15 protein-coding genes are annotated in these 15,161 nt (G+C 40.6%); 6 read left to right on the plus strand and 9 right to left on the minus strand.

Translation table 11 applies throughout. The features are described 5' to 3' along the window. Nucleotides 1-396 precede the first annotated feature (396 nt). Together H6G73_RS16655 and nblB are read left to right on the plus strand one after the other, a co-directional pair. Nucleotides 397-855 carry a CBS domain-containing protein gene (locus H6G73_RS16655; protein ID WP_190606476.1) on the plus strand — a complete coding sequence of 153 codons (459 nt, stop codon included), beginning with the start codon at nt 397-399 and terminating at the stop codon, nt 853-855. Between the two features lie 78 nt (nt 856-933). After that, a complete protein-coding gene (nblB, locus tag H6G73_RS16660) occupies nt 934-1,593 on the plus strand; it encodes a phycobilisome degradation protein NblB (RefSeq protein WP_190606478.1) in 660 nt (219 codons plus the stop codon). Nucleotides 1,594-2,048: 455 nt separating this feature from the next. Here the strand turns inward: nblB and H6G73_RS16665 are convergent, their stop codons facing one another. The 4 genes from H6G73_RS16665 to rpaB all read right to left on the minus strand — a co-directional run bounded on the left by H6G73_RS16665 (nt 2,049) and on the right by rpaB (nt 5,166). Continuing rightward, on the minus strand, nt 2,049-2,699 hold the full coding sequence (locus H6G73_RS16665; RefSeq protein WP_190606480.1) for a PEP-CTERM sorting domain-containing protein: 651 nt from the start codon (nt 2,697-2,699) through the stop codon (nt 2,049-2,051). 474 nt (nt 2,700-3,173) lie between these two features. Then, nucleotides 3,174-3,692, minus strand: a complete 519-nt coding sequence (locus H6G73_RS16670; RefSeq protein ID WP_190606481.1) for a DUF456 domain-containing protein — start codon at nt 3,690-3,692, stop codon at nt 3,174-3,176. A gap of 41 nt (nt 3,693-3,733) precedes the next feature. After that, the gene (locus H6G73_RS16675; protein WP_190606483.1) at nt 3,734-4,381 is read right to left on the minus strand and encodes a cofactor assembly of complex C subunit B; all 648 of its coding nucleotides are present in this window, start codon (nt 4,379-4,381) and stop codon (nt 3,734-3,736) included. Between the two features lie 56 nt (nt 4,382-4,437). Beyond that, the gene (gene rpaB, locus H6G73_RS16680) at nt 4,438-5,166 is read right to left on the minus strand and encodes a response regulator transcription factor RpaB (RefSeq protein WP_190606485.1); all 729 of its coding nucleotides are present in this window, start codon (nt 5,164-5,166) and stop codon (nt 4,438-4,440) included. 171 nt (nt 5,167-5,337) lie between these two features. Here rpaB and radA point away from each other — a divergent pair, with 171 nt between their 5' ends. Continuing rightward, nucleotides 5,338-6,864, plus strand: a complete 1,527-nt coding sequence (gene radA, locus H6G73_RS16685; RefSeq protein ID WP_190606487.1) for a DNA repair protein RadA — start codon at nt 5,338-5,340, stop codon at nt 6,862-6,864. Between the two features lie 73 nt (nt 6,865-6,937). Here the strand turns inward: radA and H6G73_RS16690 are convergent, their stop codons facing one another. After that, a complete protein-coding gene (locus H6G73_RS16690) occupies nt 6,938-7,609 on the minus strand; it encodes a Ycf66 family protein (RefSeq protein ID WP_190606488.1) in 672 nt (223 codons plus the stop codon). 219 nt (nt 7,610-7,828) lie between these two features. Between H6G73_RS16690 and gndA the strand changes: the two genes are divergently transcribed. Next, nucleotides 7,829-9,259 (plus strand): NADP-dependent phosphogluconate dehydrogenase, encoded by a 1,431-nt coding sequence (gene gndA / locus H6G73_RS16695; protein WP_190606490.1) that lies wholly within the window; start codon nt 7,829-7,831, stop codon nt 9,257-9,259. Between the two features lie 116 nt (nt 9,260-9,375). Here gndA and H6G73_RS16700 read toward each other — a convergent pair whose 3' ends face one another. Both H6G73_RS16700 and H6G73_RS16705 read right to left on the minus strand, forming a co-directional pair. Next, on the minus strand, nt 9,376-10,350 hold the full coding sequence (locus H6G73_RS16700; protein ID WP_190606492.1) for a DUF1517 domain-containing protein: 975 nt from the start codon (nt 10,348-10,350) through the stop codon (nt 9,376-9,378). A 99-nt stretch (nt 10,351-10,449) separates the two neighbouring features. Continuing rightward, nucleotides 10,450-10,599: a hypothetical protein gene (locus H6G73_RS16705; RefSeq protein ID WP_190606494.1), complete on the minus strand. Its 150-nt coding sequence runs from the start codon at nt 10,597-10,599 to the stop codon at nt 10,450-10,452. A 775-nt stretch (nt 10,600-11,374) separates the two neighbouring features. Here H6G73_RS16705 and H6G73_RS16710 point away from each other — a divergent pair. Beyond that, nucleotides 11,375-12,610, plus strand: a complete 1,236-nt coding sequence (locus tag H6G73_RS16710; protein ID WP_190606497.1) for a glycosyltransferase family 4 protein — start codon at nt 11,375-11,377, stop codon at nt 12,608-12,610. Here the strand turns inward: H6G73_RS16710 and thiS are convergent. Together thiS and larC are read right to left on the minus strand one after the other, a co-directional pair. Further along, a complete protein-coding gene (gene thiS / locus H6G73_RS16715) occupies nt 12,607-12,819 on the minus strand; it encodes a sulfur carrier protein ThiS (protein WP_190606499.1) in 213 nt (70 codons plus the stop codon). The genes H6G73_RS16710 and thiS overlap by 4 nt on opposite strands. A 105-nt stretch (nt 12,820-12,924) precedes the next feature. Next, the gene (gene larC / locus H6G73_RS16720; RefSeq protein ID WP_190606501.1) at nt 12,925-14,211 is read right to left on the minus strand and encodes a nickel pincer cofactor biosynthesis protein LarC; all 1,287 of its coding nucleotides are present in this window, start codon (nt 14,209-14,211) and stop codon (nt 12,925-12,927) included. Between the two features lie 248 nt (nt 14,212-14,459). Between larC and H6G73_RS16725 the strand changes: the two genes are divergently transcribed. Continuing rightward, nucleotides 14,460-15,128: an L-threonylcarbamoyladenylate synthase gene (locus H6G73_RS16725; RefSeq protein WP_190606596.1), complete on the plus strand. Its 669-nt coding sequence runs from the start codon at nt 14,460-14,462 to the stop codon at nt 15,126-15,128. The last annotated feature ends 33 nt before the right edge of the window (nt 15,129-15,161 follow it).

Below are 15,161 nucleotides of genomic sequence, written 5' to 3' on the forward strand. Positions count from 1 at the left end.
TGATACTTATTTTCATTAACTCTCTTAGGACTTAAATAAGCTTTAGTTCTTGTGTACTATTTTGGTGGCTTTTTTTGATGTGTGACAGTTAGGGTGCGGAAGGTGGGTTACATGTATATAATTTTGCTTACTTCAATAATTAATGTATTTACTTTACTTAGTTTGTAAGTCTAGATAGAATAGCAACATTGAAAGGTTGTTTTCGTAACTCAGTAAAAATTTTTCTGAATTAAAGATGATTTTTATAGCAAATCCAAAGTTTGATTTGACTTTTATAAAAAATCAGCTTTTATTTTCAAGCTTAAAAGTAACAATCTATTAACTGTATCTATTTATTAGAACTAAATTTTCTACAATAATTAAAAAGACTTTTATAAAAGGTGTAAGTAAAAAATAATGTCTAAAACTGTGGCAGACGTGATGAGCAAAGACCCTATTCTCGTCCGTCCTGAAACTCCTTTAAAAGAAGCAATCCAAATTTTAGCAGAGAAAAGGATTAGTGGATTACCTGTAATTGATGATGCGGGTAAATTGGTGGGGATTATCTCAGAAACTGATCTGATGTGGCAAGAAACAGGTGTTACTCCTCCTGCATATATCATGTTTTTGGATAGTGTAATTTATTTACAAAATCCTGGAGCTTATGAGCGGGATTTACATAAGGCTTTAGGTCAAACAGTGGGAGAAGTAATGAGTAAAAATCCCATTACTATTGCTGCTGATAAACCTTTACGAGAAGCAGCAAAGGTGATGTACGATCGCAATGTTCATCGTCTTCCAGTGCTTGACAGTAGCTCTAAAGTGATTGGTATTCTGACTCGTGGTGATATTATTCGTGCCATGGCATCAGACTAGGTAACAAGTGACAGGGAGAAAAATTACCCTTCACTCATTACCAGTTACCATGTTAAAACTTTAGGATAAGAAATTAAAATGACCGTTTCCGCTGAATCTGTTAGAGAATTACTGAGTTCGGAAAATTTAGGCGATCGCTTGCGTGCGGTCAATCAAATTCGCGAACTGGAACCCAAAGTGGGTTTTGAACTGGTTCAAATTGCTATTGGTGATTCTAGTTCTCGTGTCCGTTACTCAGCATTGAGTCAAATGGATACTCTAGGGGCACAGGATTTAGACTTATCTTTGCAAATTTTGCGCGATCGCTTACTCAATGATCCAGAAGCTGATGTACAAGCGGCAGCAGCCGATTGTTTAGGTGCATTAAAACTACAATCGGCCTTTGAAGATTTACAAAATCTGTACCACTCTAGTCCTGAATGGTTAGTAAAATTTAGTATTATTGCTGCCTTAGGGGAATTAAGTGATCCCCGCTCCCTAGAATTACTGAAACAGGCTTTAGTTTCTGATAATGAGTTAATCAAAACTGCGGCCATTAGTTCTCTGGGTGAGTTGGGTGATCCACAAGGTATTAGTTTATTAACTCCCTATGCCACAGACCCAGATTGGCAAGTTCGTTATCGAGTCGTGCAAGCCTTAACTCGTTTAGGTGGTGCAGAAGCTCAAGCTATCCTGAAGACTATGGTTGATGATGAAGTAGAAGCGATTGCCACAGAGGCGAAAAGAGCTTTGTTTTGACCAGTCACCACTCTCAAAGTTGTGTTTAGTAGGGGCGGGTTCACATATACCTTGGGTGATGAATACAAGATATTGATAAACCCGCTCGTACAATACTGCCCGTACACATATACCTTGGGTGATGAATGCAAGATATTGATACATTCAGCCGTACAATTACTGTCCGTACAATACAAGATATTGACAAACCTGCCTACCACACCCTTGATTGAGGGGTAAGCCTTTTAACGAGCCAATACCAAACGCAAATTTGGATGTACTCCGCCCTATTTAATTGCTTTTCATCTTTACTGCGTGGGTTAATTTCTACCATTGACAGTTAGGAATTCCACAAGCACGGATTAGGACGGGTTTCAACCCAAATTTTCTATAAAAAAATAGACCTGGTTGGTCAAGGATAAAATTTCCACCAGATCGACAGTTAAGGTATGGATATTAAACTCTGTTTTTTAAAACTAAGCTTTGACTAGCTTGCGACGACGAGCAAAGGTCATACCTGCACCTACTAAACCTAAGCCGAGTATTGTAGCGGGTTCAGGTACTTGTAAAGCTACTGACCCGTTATATGAACCACCACCTAGTGTATTAATATCTGAAAATTGAAGTGCCGAAGCAAAGAGTGAGAAATCAGTCTCTCCTATGTTCTCGACTAATGGCACTAATTGATTTGGAGCTAAGTCAAACTGTAAGGAGTTATTGGTGTTATGGAAACCTATAAATTTAGTGCCAATTCCCCAAGTCAGCTTTGCTCCATTAGTAAATTGAAACACCAAGTCGTTGACAAGTTCATAAGTATAACTACTGCCTAAAGTGCTGACCCATTTAAATTCAGCTTCAGAATTTGCTACACCTTGAACAGGGCTACCATCAAATGGAGGGGTAAAATAGCCATTTTGGGTAGTAACGAAGTTAATATTGAAAGGATTAAACTTCACAGAAAAAGTATCCCCTGCCCCTGGAGCTACTTCACTAAACCAATCATCAGTACCGTCAGCGAAGGAAAGAGTACCAACTACACCAGCTTGAGCAGAACCAGCGAAAGATACAGCAGCAGCAACTGGTAATACAGCAGCAACACCTAATAGTTGAGATTTAAAGTTAAACATCGTCGCCCAAAGCTCCTGTCAAAATAAATTGGGAAAATAGTTGCTTTACTAATCAAACACAGTCCCAACGGGTTGCTAAGATATACAAAATCTACAAGTAGTATTCCCTAGCAACTTGAGATTTTATTTTTTATCCTTTAAGTAGGGATTCTTAGGATGATACGCAAGTGAGGAATGTAAGTATTGGACTTAGACTATTCAGTTGCTTGTGTATTCCCTACAATTAGGATAATTACATATCTAAGTGTTTTTTGGCAATCTATACTTAGATATCTTGACACAATCTTCATCAAGGAGCTTCGTGGGTTTTTCCGTATTAATACATCAAATATGATGTTTATATCAAAACAATAATTATGTAATTCTCAGATTATTAAATATTTTTTATAACCTCTAGCTGCTATTTCCGCAACCAGACATCTGCAAAATCTTAAAGTTATTGTAAAGCTATTCTATGGGTATTCAGTAAAAAATCTAACCGCTATAGACTTGTGGCCAAGTTGACCAAATAAAAGTGATGAGGGCGCTAATGGCTAGTATACCTTGAATTAAATTACCTACTAGAGTGCCTACTGTAATTCCTATACCAGCTTTAACTGCTGCACCCAAGTTACGTTGATAGAGATATTCACCAACGATCGCCCCTAATAAAGGACCGATTAACATTCCTAGTAGGGGTCCTCCAAAGGGTAATGCGGGTAAAAGTCCGAAAATTCCTAAAAACAACCCCACTAATGCCCCAATTTGCCCCCACTTGCTAGCACCTGCTTGCTTTGCTCCCAGATAACCAGCTAAAAAATCTACTCCCATACTCAGGATTAAGACAATACCTGTTACCAATAAAGGTATCTTGATGGCAGCAAAGGAACTACTAATAATTCCCCAAGCAATGACAGCAATTAAAATTAAACTGCTACCAGGAATGGCTGGAACTACTGAACCAATCACTCCTACCACCATGACAGCAATTAACAGCCAATAAATCACAACCATAATAAATTTTGCTCACGCTTTATTCACGAAATATTTATTAATTATGAATGATGAAAACTCAGAGTAACAGCTAATTTATCACTAATGGCAGAAATCCAATTTTCATCTTGTTTGGTGTAACTACGTGGTGCATTAGCACCCAAAATGATCACCCCTTGTTCACCAATTGGTTGACAAATTACACCTTGGGTATTTTCAGGTAAATAATCAAATTCAATTTTGCCGGGATAAATTTGTAGTGCTACTAAATAAACTGGTTTTTTCGTGGCTAATACCCTTTGCACAATTGGCCCTGGAGTGATTTCTGATTTGGAACCCAGAATACCGCGACGTAACAAAACTTTGCCTTGATAGTAAACTACGAGCGATCGCGTGACGGTATTAGTCAATAATATATGCGATGCCCAAGCTAATTCTGTTTTCACGGCTTCTGGTAAATTCTCAGCCAGAAAAAAACCTTCCTCTCCCATTAGTTCTACAACCTCAGGCGATCGCGGCTGTACTTGTTGCCAAATTAAACCTGTTAAAATTAACACCGCGCTCAAAATTACTCCCAGGACATCCCCCCGCGCTTGGGAATCTGTGAGTTCCGGTGTTAATAACCGATTGACTAGCAAAAGTGTAGCTCCTAAGCCACCGACAGCTAGGGGTAGAAGACGTAAAACTCCATTGGGATCAGGTTTTTTCATCAGTCATTGGTCATTTGGCATTGAGACAATAAATTCTTTTTGCTCTCACCTGTCACCTACTCTTCTCCTGGTTCAATGATTCTCTGGAATAAATATCCAGTTCCTCTAGCAGTGAGAATTAATTCTGGGTTACTGGGGTCGTCTTCTAATTTTGCCCGTAAGCGAGAGATATGCACATCCACCACGCGAGTATCTACATGGCGTTCTGGCGTATACCCCCATACTTCTTGAAGAATCTCGGAGCGAGAAAAAGCTTCACCAGAACGACTTACTAATAGCTCTAATAAGCTAAATTCCATTCCAGTTAAGCGAATTCGCTCATCTCCTTTATATACTTGGCGCTTATTCGTATCAATTTTGATATTACCAACATGAATTACCCCAGAGCTAGGAATTCCAGTCGCACCGGTTTTATCTACACGGCGTAAAACTGAGCGAATTCGCGCTTCTAGTTCTTTAGGAGAGAAAGGTTTAACTACATAGTCATCTGCGCCCAATTCTAAGCCAGTGATGCGATCGGCTACATCACCCAAGGCTGTTAGCATAATAATTGGGACATCTGATTCCTTACGTAATTCTTGACAAACACCATAGCCGTCTAGCTTTGGCATCATCACATCCAAAACCACTAAATCAGGGTCAGCTTTACGAAATGTTTCTAAAGCTTCTTCTCCGTCACCAGCAGTTACTACATCGTAGCCAATCATGGAAAGGCGTGTTTCCAAAATCCGGCGAATGCTGGCTTCGTCGTCTACTACCAAGATTTTTTCTTTATGACTTTCCAAGTTTCTCAACTCTCCTTAACTAAAATTTTTCATGATTAATTTTTAATACCATAATATTAAGATATCATTCCATCTATTGATTGGTAAAAAGCTTGCAATTATCACATTATTCAAATTTCCTTGCATCGGATAAATTAATAAAAAATTAAGATTATTTGCTAAAATTAAAGAATGCCAAAGCCAAAAACTATTTACATTTGTAAAGAATGCGGAACCCAGTATTCACAATGGTACGGCAAATGTTCTCATTGTGACACATATGATTCCTTAGTAGAACAAACAGCTAGTCATTATTCAGTAGATATACTAGGTAGAGGTGGCGTAAGTAACTGGCAGTCAACAACGAGTAACGGTAAATCTCATGGACAACCAGCTAAACCTAGAGCGTCACTCAAATTTGACCAAATTACTGACCGCCAAATTGCTCGCTGGGAGTCTGGATACGGGGAATTAGACCGGGTATTAGGAGGGGGAGTTGTTCCTGGTTCAATGGTGTTGATTGGTGGTGATCCTGGTATTGGTAAATCTACCCTACTTTTACAGGTATCAAATCAATTGGCGCAAAGATACAGAATTCTCTACGTAACAGGAGAAGAATCTGGTCAACAGGTGAAATTACGGGCTTCTCGTTTAGGAGTTTCCACCCCTGTTAGTGTAGTCAACCAGGATAATGAGTCAGCAACGACAGATGTTGAACCACAACCAGAAGCTGAAGTTGCTAGCGCAGATTTATATGTGTTACCAGAAACGGATTTAGAAGAAATTCTCAGAGAAATTGACTCCCTCAAGCCAAATTTGGCTGTAATTGACAGTATTCAAACAGTTTTCTTTTCTTCTCTGGCTTCAGCCCCTGGTTCTGTGGCTCAGGTAAGGGAATGCACGGCCGCACTGATGAAGGTGGCCAAGCATGAAGATATTACTATGTTAATTGTTGGTCACGTGACCAAAGAAGGGGCGATCGCTGGGCCGAAGGTGTTGGAACATTTAGTGGATACAGTATTGTATTTTGAGGGCGATCGCTTTGCTTCCCATCGTCTATTAAGAACCGTCAAAAACCGTTTCGGTGCTACCCACGAAATTGGTATATTTGAAATGGTATCCCACGGCTTACGAGAGGTTCCCAACCCCTCAGAATTATTCTTAGGCAACCGTGATGATCCAGCCCCTGGAACTGCAATTGTCGTAGCCTGTGAAGGCACAAGACCAATAGTAGTTGAATTGCAAGCCTTAGTTAGTCCTACCAGTTACCCATCTCCCCGGCGGGCGGGAACTGGCATTGATTATAACCGCTTAGTGCAGATTCTTGCGGTGTTAGAAAAGCGGGTGGGCATTCCCATGTCCAAATTAGACTCCTATGTTGCGTCTGCTGGGGGTTTGAATGTAGAAGAACCGGCAGTAGACTTAGGAATAGCGATCGCTGTAGTAGCCAGTTTTCGCGATCGGATAGTAGACCCCGGTACAGTGATGATCGGAGAAGTGGGTTTAGGAGGACAAGTCCGGCCAGTTTCACAAATGGAACTACGTTTAAAAGAAGCAGCCAAACTCGGCTTTAAACGAGCCATAGTTCCCAAAGGACAAAAATTTCCCGACCTCAACATCGAAATATTACCAGTCTCTAAAGTAATAGATGCAATCATTGCCGCGATTCCTCAGCATTCCTTAGAGGATAGTGATTTAGATCCTGATGAAGAAGAATAAGCAGCATCTAAATTTAGATGAGGTTTTCACCCAGACTATCGGTATTTAGCCTGGGTAGGGACAATAGCTAGAACTATGACTTGGTTGCTTGTGTTTCTTCTGGTGGTACTTCCGCGGGAGGAGCAAGTACAGCATCAGGTGCAATTTCTTCCACAGGGATAGTTAGTTTAGCTTCAGGTTGAGGTTGTGCAGCTTCTACTAGTTCTGGTGCAGGTGGGTTTGGGGGAATCACTTCTGGTACAGTTTCTGATTCCTCTGTTGTAGGAGCAGTGTGATCAATAATTGTGACAGCAGGTTTGGTAGTTGGTGTAGTTGATGGTTGACTTACTGCTGTTTTTTCTGTGGGTGTGGTTTTACTTTTGCTATTACTAAACAAATTACCAATGAATGCTAGTAATTGTCCTAGCTTTTGCTGTAGAGAAAACTTTGATACTTGTTCTTGGATACTAACTTTGACTAATTCAGGACTGGGTATAGGTGTTTGTTGGATTTCCGGTGTCAGTTGCCGACGTAATGAGAGAGTTTGCCAACCGAACCAAACTAAAAGTGCCACACTGGCTACATGACCAAGTAAGAGTCCCCCTGTAATTCGGGGGGCAAAAATCCACAACACTAAAGCGTAGAAAAAACCAATACCACTCCAGACAAAATCATTCTTGCGGTGAATTTCTGGAAAGAAGAAAGCAGCCATATAAATAGCTAAACTACCTATTGCGACTATTGAGGCGAGAAGATATGCCAGCATTTTTAAATACTCCTTACTCTTTCAATTGTGCCAATATTTCAATTTTGCAAGTTCTGCACATAAATTGTTGACTTAGATACAAATAAAAATTGATCATCTGTGTTAATCGTGATTTTTTGACTTTTTCAAAAACTCTTAATGTCTTCTTTAGGAGTGAAGCCAAAATCTCGGATTACCCTTATAGATGAAAGGATCTGCAAGAGTTAGCCAAACAAATTTATGACACTACAAAGCTTTGGTGTGATTGGATTAGCCGTTATGGGCGAAAACATTGCTCTAAACGTTGAGCGTAATGGCTTCCCAATTGCAGTGTACAACCGCTCTCGCGAGAAAACCGATGCCTTTATGGCCCAAAGGGCCCCAGGACGGAACGTCAAAGCAGCCTTTACCCTGGAAGAGTTTGTCGCTTCACTAGAACGTCCCCGCAAAATTTTGGTGATGGTACAAGCTGGTAAACCAGTTGATGCGGTAATTCAGCAGTTAAAGCCTTTGCTGGAAGAAGGCGATATTATTATCGATGGTGGTAACTCTTGGTTTGAAGATACCGAAAGACGTACTCAGGAGTTAGAACCAACTGGTTTACGTTATATCGGTATGGGTGTCAGTGGTGGTGAAGAAGGGGCGCTAAATGGCCCTTCATTGATGCCTGGTGGTACAAAGAGTTCCTATGAGTATTTATCTCCCATTTTCAACAAAATCGCTGCTCAAGTCGATGACGGCCCCTGTGTAACCTATATTGGCCCCGGTGGTTCTGGTCACTACGTGAAAATGGTACACAACGGCATTGAGTATGGCGACATGCAATTAATTGCTGAAGCTTACGATTTGCTCAAAAATATCGGTGGTTTGAGTGCTGCACAGCTACATGAAGTTTTTGCAGAGTGGAATACAACCGATGAACTCAATTCATTTTTGATTGAGATTACAGCCAATATTTTCCCCTACGTTGACCCAGAAACCAAGATTCCTTTGGTTGATTTAATTGTTGACGCTGCGGGACAAAAAGGAACAGGTCGTTGGACTGTACAAACTGCTTTGGAGTTAGGCGTTGCTATTCCTACAATTACTGCTGCTGTGAATTCTCGGATTATCTCTTCAATTAGAGATGAACGGATTGCTGCTTCTAAACAATTAACTGGGCCTGTACCTAATAAATTTAAAGACACAAGAACTTTTGTGAACATGGTGCGTGATGCGCTCTATTGTTCCAAAATCTGTTCTTATGCTCAAGGTATGGCGTTGATATCCACCGCTTCTACCACCTATAATTGGGGTCTGAATCTGGGTGAAATGGCACGGATTTGGAAGGGTGGTTGTATTATTCGTGCTGGCTTCTTGAATAAGATTAAGAAGGCATTTGACCAAAATCCCACTTTACCTAACCTGTTGTTAGCACCTGAGTTTAAGCAAACAATTCTCGATAGACAAGCTGCTTGGCGAGAAATCATTGTCACTGCGGCCAAAACAGGTATTCCTGTTCCTGCTTTTAGTGCTTCCCTCGATTATTTCGATAGCTACCGTCGGGAACGCTTACCTCAAAACCTCACTCAAGCACAACGCGATTACTTTGGTGCTCATACTTACAAACGGACTGATAAAGACGGAACTTTCCATACAGAATGGGTTCCCATTACCGAAGCGAAGAAGTAAGTTGCGTCTGGTTTCAGGTCTAACTGATTGAGACTTACAAATTGAGAAAGTGACTCTGTTTATCAGGGTCACTTTCTTTGATGGGGGAGAAAAGATACTCCTGAACTCCTGTAAGGTTAAACCAACTTCAAATCAGGATATTCAGCTAGCAAATCATCTGAGGTGAGGGTATCACCTTCGGCTTGAGGAGTCCACAGGACTTCTATCGCTAATAGCTGTTCGCTGGGAAGACTGCCAATTTGACGTAAGGCTTGGCGTAGGTCTTCGGTGCTGTTAATGGGAGGAATGGAGAATTTACCCAAGGTTGCAGCTAATAGGGTGACGATAATGTATTCTCCTGGCCCTTCACTGATGAGACGGGTGGGGTTATCTAATTCTTCGGCTGAGGGTAATGCTTCTTTAGCCAGGACTGATTTTAGTTGGTTGTTGACGTTAGTGAGGGTTTCTTCACTAAATTTGCTGCGTTCTGCTAAGGAAAGACGGTTGAATTGAGATTCGGCTGAGTTTAATTTCGCCTGTTGTGTGCCACCTCCTGCATATACCCAGTATTCAGGATGGCGTAGTAAGGCTAGACTAGCTTCTTGTAAAATTTCTGCTCTACCTTGGGGGGTATTAGTATCAGCAGCTTCGGCGATATGGTTGAGTTCTGTTTGTAGGTTTCTTGCTTGTGCTAATAAACCGACTTGTAGACGGGTAATGGCTACGGAAGGGTTGCTGCTGTAACCTGGGTCTTCTGTGTCGTTGCTGGTGACACGACGGAAGGTTTGGAAGATAAAGTTAGCGATCGCCAAAAAGATTAAAATCGAGAACAGGCTACCAAATCCACCACCAAAACCCCACAAAGGAAGTAGGAAGGGAAAGCCAAAGCCTCCACCACCATAGGGAGAATAATAACCCCCACCAGGAGGTGCATAGGTACGAGGTGTGTAGGTACGGCTAGAGGGCATTCTAAAGGAACCACCGCCAATGCGTCCACCTGTACGGGCTGCTAATGCACCGTCTGCATGACTGAAAGCTAAAGTCAGGACTAAACCCAAAACAAGGAATGTTTTTAACAGGGGTTTGAAGGTTTGTTGTAATTTTTTACGCATAATACATACTCTGGCAAAGGAATATCTTATAGTTTCTCCCCCTGGTGGCAGGAGTTTCGCTGTGTGTGGGTAACACTATATTCAATCTACCGCGTTTGATTAGGGGCAGTTAGCGATCGCTAGGGGGATTTCTCGCGTTGATAACCGTACCGCGAAACCACTGCAAAATCCCCTAACTTTGGAATCAATTAATGATTTATCTCCGTGATTGTTACCTCTACGACTGGCAAAATGTCGGGATTCAGTCATAGAGATGAAGATGAAATTATTTTAATTATTAATTATCTTTGTAGATTTTTTCCCGGATTGATCAAAAATGTTGAGTTAATTATAACTAGAAGGATTTAAGTTATTTCTCAGTAAACTTACTGTAGAAATCACAACCAATGCCTAAGTTTATCCATCCGGTTAAATCACAATTCATACTCTTGTAGGTGAGATGTTTTAAACTCATTATTCACCCACAGAAATGGCTGATATTGATTCCTTCAGGGATAGCTAATCTTAACCATGATTTGCAGAATTTTATATCTGAGACATATTTATTTACCAACTGATACACACTGGTAAAAATTTTATTGTTGTTGCAGAGTAAAATATATTACAAAAACACATTAACCATGACGATATTTTGGCATTTTGGCACACAAAATCAACAGATTTGGGATAATATATGGTTATGGGTAAGAAAAAGTTGTGATTTTGCCATCAGCGTTATCTATCAAAATAACAACAGAGCCATTGGCTAATTGCCACAAGACTTTTCCGTCAGCTTCCAAGTCAGCATATACTATTGCAAATAGCTAGATTTAAAATCAATTCAATTGTGAATTGATGGATTTATTGTTAATCAAAAAAAACAAATTTAATTATCAGAGATATTTACTTATAATCCTTTTTACTTGAAGTTTTACATCTTCAAGACTATTGTTTTTAGATTTTTTAGATAAAAGCCAATTTCCATAAATGTATGAACTTAATTCGCAATTAAAAACATAAATTAGCTAATTTAGCAAACTCAATCATGGAACATATTTCACAACTAGGCACACAAATTCAGGAAAAAACTGCTAATCCAGAGATTTTGGTCATATCGAGATTTTTTCGCCCTGCGGAAGCTGTGATTGGTGAATATGTTTATAACCGCTGTTTACAAGATCCAGACAGAATAATTATGCTAGCGGCTGGCTGTTCTGGGGATAAAATCTTTGATCAAGCCCAAAAATTTCCAGTGTATCGCTGGCCTAATTTGCATGTTTGCCGAGGTAATTTACTAGGAAATATTCTCCAGCCTTGGTTGCATATCATTGGTTCTTTATTAATAGCTATTAAACTGTATTTTCGCTATCATTATCGCTATATTGAATGGTGTCATGGATACGATTTCCCAGCATTGTTGTTACTCAGCTATATTTTACCCATTCGGTTTTTTATCTATTTACATGGTAACGATTTGCTGAATGTAGTCCGTAATCCTGTATGGCGATCGCTCTTTGCCTTTACTTTACAACGGGCTGAAGGGATAGTCTGCAATAATTCCTATCTGCGCGATGCTTTAAGACAGAGTTTTCGGTTTGATACCCCCACCCACGTGATTAATCCTGTGGTTAGACCGGAAAAATTTGGCCATGCTACTAGTCCCAGTCATTTAGATGATTTACGCCAGCGCATTCGTCAAATATATAATATTCCAGAAACAGCAATTGTGATTCTTTCTGTTGCTAATTTAGTCACCTATAAAAGTATTGAACGAGTAATTGATAATATTCCTTTGCTCTTAACTGTAGGTGTAGATGTTCACTACATTATTTGTGGCGAGGGAGATGAGCAACTACATCTCAAATCCAAAACAGAAAGATTGCGAATAAATGACAGAGTACATTTTTCTGGGCATGTTGCCGAACGAGAATTAGCGGGTTATTTTGCTGCTTGCGATATCTTTGCTCAACTGAATGTGTGGGATAGAAATAACCAAGATATATATCACTTTAATCTGGTTTATTTAGAAGCAGGTTATTTTAGTAAACCAGTAATTGCCTCCCGCACAGGTAGTGTTTTAGATGTAGTGCGTCATGAAGAGAATGGTCTGTTGGTCAATCCTGAATCAGGATATGAAGTATTTCAGACCTTTAATCGTCTGTGTCAAGACCAACAGCTAAGGGAAAAACTCGGTCGTCAAGGACAAGAATTAGCCAAGCGTAGAACTTATTATCGCTGGTTATATGAGCCTGAATCTCGTTCTTCCTGCCTATTAAACTAACCACCACCAACAATGGTTACAACTTCCAAGCGATCGCCACTTTGCAGATGAGTCTCTGACCAAAACTGACGGTGGAGAATTTCGCCATTATATTCTACCGCCACTAAGCGAGGATTAAAGCCCAACTGCTGAAGCACTTCTGGTAAGGGAGTGTGGGAAAAACAGTTTCTCGTTTCTCCATTTACTAGTAAGGTAATCTGATTAGACATAAAATGATGTACAGAAAAATTGCCAAATTTGTGGATTGATTATACCAACTGCAAAAATGATGGTAAAAGTGGGAAAAATAACTAAGCCATTTTTCCCCAACCTAATTAATGTGCTGCCTCTAAATACCAACTTTGTAAAGCCAGTCGCTGAATTTCTCGCCAAGGAACTTGATATTTCCGAGCTAATTCGGCACAATCTTCATATTCTGGCTGAACATTGGTGATAATTTTTTCTTGATTATTGTTTGGCCACGCCACCTTCACCCGCACCTTACCATATTGAGTGGCAACGGTTTGGATTTCTCGCTGGAGGATAGACCGTTGTTCAGTAGTCCGACGAATTCCCAAGGTACTGGTTTCGCGAAAAATGACGGCTTCGCAACTAGCCAGGTTTTCTGGATGACAAATGACCGTTAACAGAATACCTGGACGGGATTTTTTCATGCCGATGGGTTGGGTAAAAACATCGACAGCACCAGCAGTAAACAAAGCTTCAAATAAATAGCCAATGGCTTGGGGATTTAAATCATCAATTTGGGTTTTGAGGACAGAAATAGTTTCTAAATGGGGGCTAGTATCCGTTCCATGGCTGTGATGAGTGTGGGAATTTGTACTTTCGCCCAACCAGAGACGGAGAATATTGGGAATTGGTAAATCTAGGGAACCTGCACCCAGACCCACTTGTTTGATGGTCATAGGCGGTGGTGGGCCAAAGTTTGTGGCTAAAGTAGTAGCGATCGCTGCTCCTGTTGGTGTGACCAATTCTCGCTCAATGCCATTGCTATAAACTGGGCAACTTCTCATTTCCCATAACTTCAACACCGCCGGTACAGGAACTGCCATTTGCCCATGGGCAGCCCTCACCGTCCCACCACCAGTTGGAAAAGCTGAACAGTAAAGTAAAGGTAATCCTGACTCCGTACTGTCAATCCCCAACCAATCTAAACCTAAACAAGTCCCCACAATATCTACAATGGCATCCACCGCCCCCACTTCATGAAAATGAACTTTTTCCGGTGCAATGCCATGTACAGCCCCTTCTGCCACTGCTAACTGCCGGAAAACAGCTAAACTCCATGCCTCTGCTCTGGCTGGCAAGTTAGCCTTAACAATCATGTCTTCTATCTCTGGCAGATGGCGGCCGTGATGATGTTGATGATGATGCCCATGACCATGATGGTGGTGATGATTCACCAAATCTACATTAATTTTTGTTGCTTGTTGAGTTTGACGGTGAACAAATTCTCCTCGCAATTGATATTCTTGCTCAATTCCCAAGCCATTGAGCTTGGCGATTAAATACTCTAAGGGCACCCCTAGACTTACTAAGGCTCCCAGACACATATCGCCGGAAATTCCCGTCGGACATTGAAGATAAGCGATTTTACTCATAGAGTATGAATTGGTGATTGGTGATTGTTAATTGGTGATTGGTGAGTCAAGCTGGTTTTGGCGAGCCACTGCGGTCTTGGAGTCTTACCCAGAAAAAACAGTGGTGTAGTTTGTCCCATGAACAACTGACAAAGCCCCCAGGGGTGATTGTTCTTTTTTCATCACCCATTACTAATTACCCATTACCCATACCATTGTTACTATTTTCCTGCCAATGCCAAAATCCTATCTCTACATCAGCATCTTTTATGGCAAAAATTTTCCCGATCCATCCTGATAATCCCCAAAATCGTAGAATAGAGGAAATAAAGTTGGCGCTATTAAATGGCGCGATCATGCTCTACCCAACTGATACAGTCTATGCAATTGGTTGTGATTTAAATGCCAAGTCGGCAGTGGAAAAAGTGCGACACATTAAGCAGTTAGCAAATGATAAACCACTGACTTTTTTATGTCCTTCTCTTTCCAATGTATCTACTTATGCCTTCGTAAGTGATACGGCTTATCGGATTATGAAAAGGTTGATTCCTGGCCCTTACACTTTTTTGTTACCTGCTACTAAATTAGTTCCACGGCTGGTACAAAATCCTAAGCGCAAAACCACAGGAATTCGTGTTCCTAATCACCCGGTTTGTTTGGCATTACTGGAAGCTTTGGGTAATCCCATTATTTCTACTTCCGCCCATGTCCCCACCAATGACTATGACATAGACGATGAGGAAATAGATGACAAATATAAACAACAAATTTTGTCTCAGGTAGAGTTATTTGATCGCTTAGATAAAGTGGTAGATATCATTATCGATACTGGTGAAGAACCAACGGATGAAGTCTCCACAATTTTAGATTTAACGACAGATGAACCATTAATTACACGGAGGGGTTTAGGTTGGGAAGCAGTCGCAGCTTGGGTATAAGAATCAGATTTTTTCGGTGTAACCCTCTGTTTC

This window comes from Richelia sinica FACHB-800, from assembly GCF_014698825.1.
Lineage (GTDB): Bacteria > Cyanobacteriota > Cyanobacteriia > Cyanobacteriales > Nostocaceae > FACHB-800.

Excerpts from the sequence above, each read along its gene's own strand:
- H6G73_RS16655 (WP_190606476.1), top strand. The coding sequence starts at position 397 with ATGTCTAAAACTGTGGCAGACGTGATGAGCAAAGACCCTATTCTCGTC.
- radA (WP_190606487.1), top strand. The coding sequence starts at position 5,338 with ATGCCAAAGCCAAAAACTATTTACATTTGTAAAGAATGCGGAACCCAG.
- thiS (WP_190606499.1), bottom strand. The coding sequence starts at position 12,819 with ATGTCTAATCAGATTACCTTACTAGTAAATGGAGAAACGAGAAACTGT.
- gndA (WP_190606490.1), top strand. The coding sequence starts at position 7,829 with ATGACACTACAAAGCTTTGGTGTGATTGGATTAGCCGTTATGGGCGAA.
- H6G73_RS16675 (WP_190606483.1), bottom strand. The coding sequence starts at position 4,381 with ATGAAAAAACCTGATCCCAATGGAGTTTTACGTCTTCTACCCCTAGCT.
- H6G73_RS16700 (WP_190606492.1), bottom strand. The coding sequence starts at position 10,350 with ATGCGTAAAAAATTACAACAAACCTTCAAACCCCTGTTAAAAACATTC.
- H6G73_RS16665 (WP_190606480.1), bottom strand. The coding sequence starts at position 2,699 with ATGTTTAACTTTAAATCTCAACTATTAGGTGTTGCTGCTGTATTACCA.
- larC (WP_190606501.1), bottom strand. The coding sequence starts at position 14,211 with ATGAGTAAAATCGCTTATCTTCAATGTCCGACGGGAATTTCCGGCGAT.
- H6G73_RS16710 (WP_190606497.1), top strand. The coding sequence starts at position 11,375 with ATGGAACATATTTCACAACTAGGCACACAAATTCAGGAAAAAACTGCT.
- H6G73_RS16690 (WP_190606488.1), bottom strand. The coding sequence starts at position 7,609 with ATGCTGGCATATCTTCTCGCCTCAATAGTCGCAATAGGTAGTTTAGCT.
- H6G73_RS16670 (WP_190606481.1), bottom strand. The coding sequence starts at position 3,692 with ATGGTTGTGATTTATTGGCTGTTAATTGCTGTCATGGTGGTAGGAGTG.
- H6G73_RS16725 (WP_190606596.1), top strand. The coding sequence starts at position 14,460 with ATGGCAAAAATTTTCCCGATCCATCCTGATAATCCCCAAAATCGTAGA.
- H6G73_RS16705 (WP_190606494.1), bottom strand. The coding sequence starts at position 10,599 with ATGACTGAATCCCGACATTTTGCCAGTCGTAGAGGTAACAATCACGGA.
- nblB (WP_190606478.1), top strand. The coding sequence starts at position 934 with ATGACCGTTTCCGCTGAATCTGTTAGAGAATTACTGAGTTCGGAAAAT.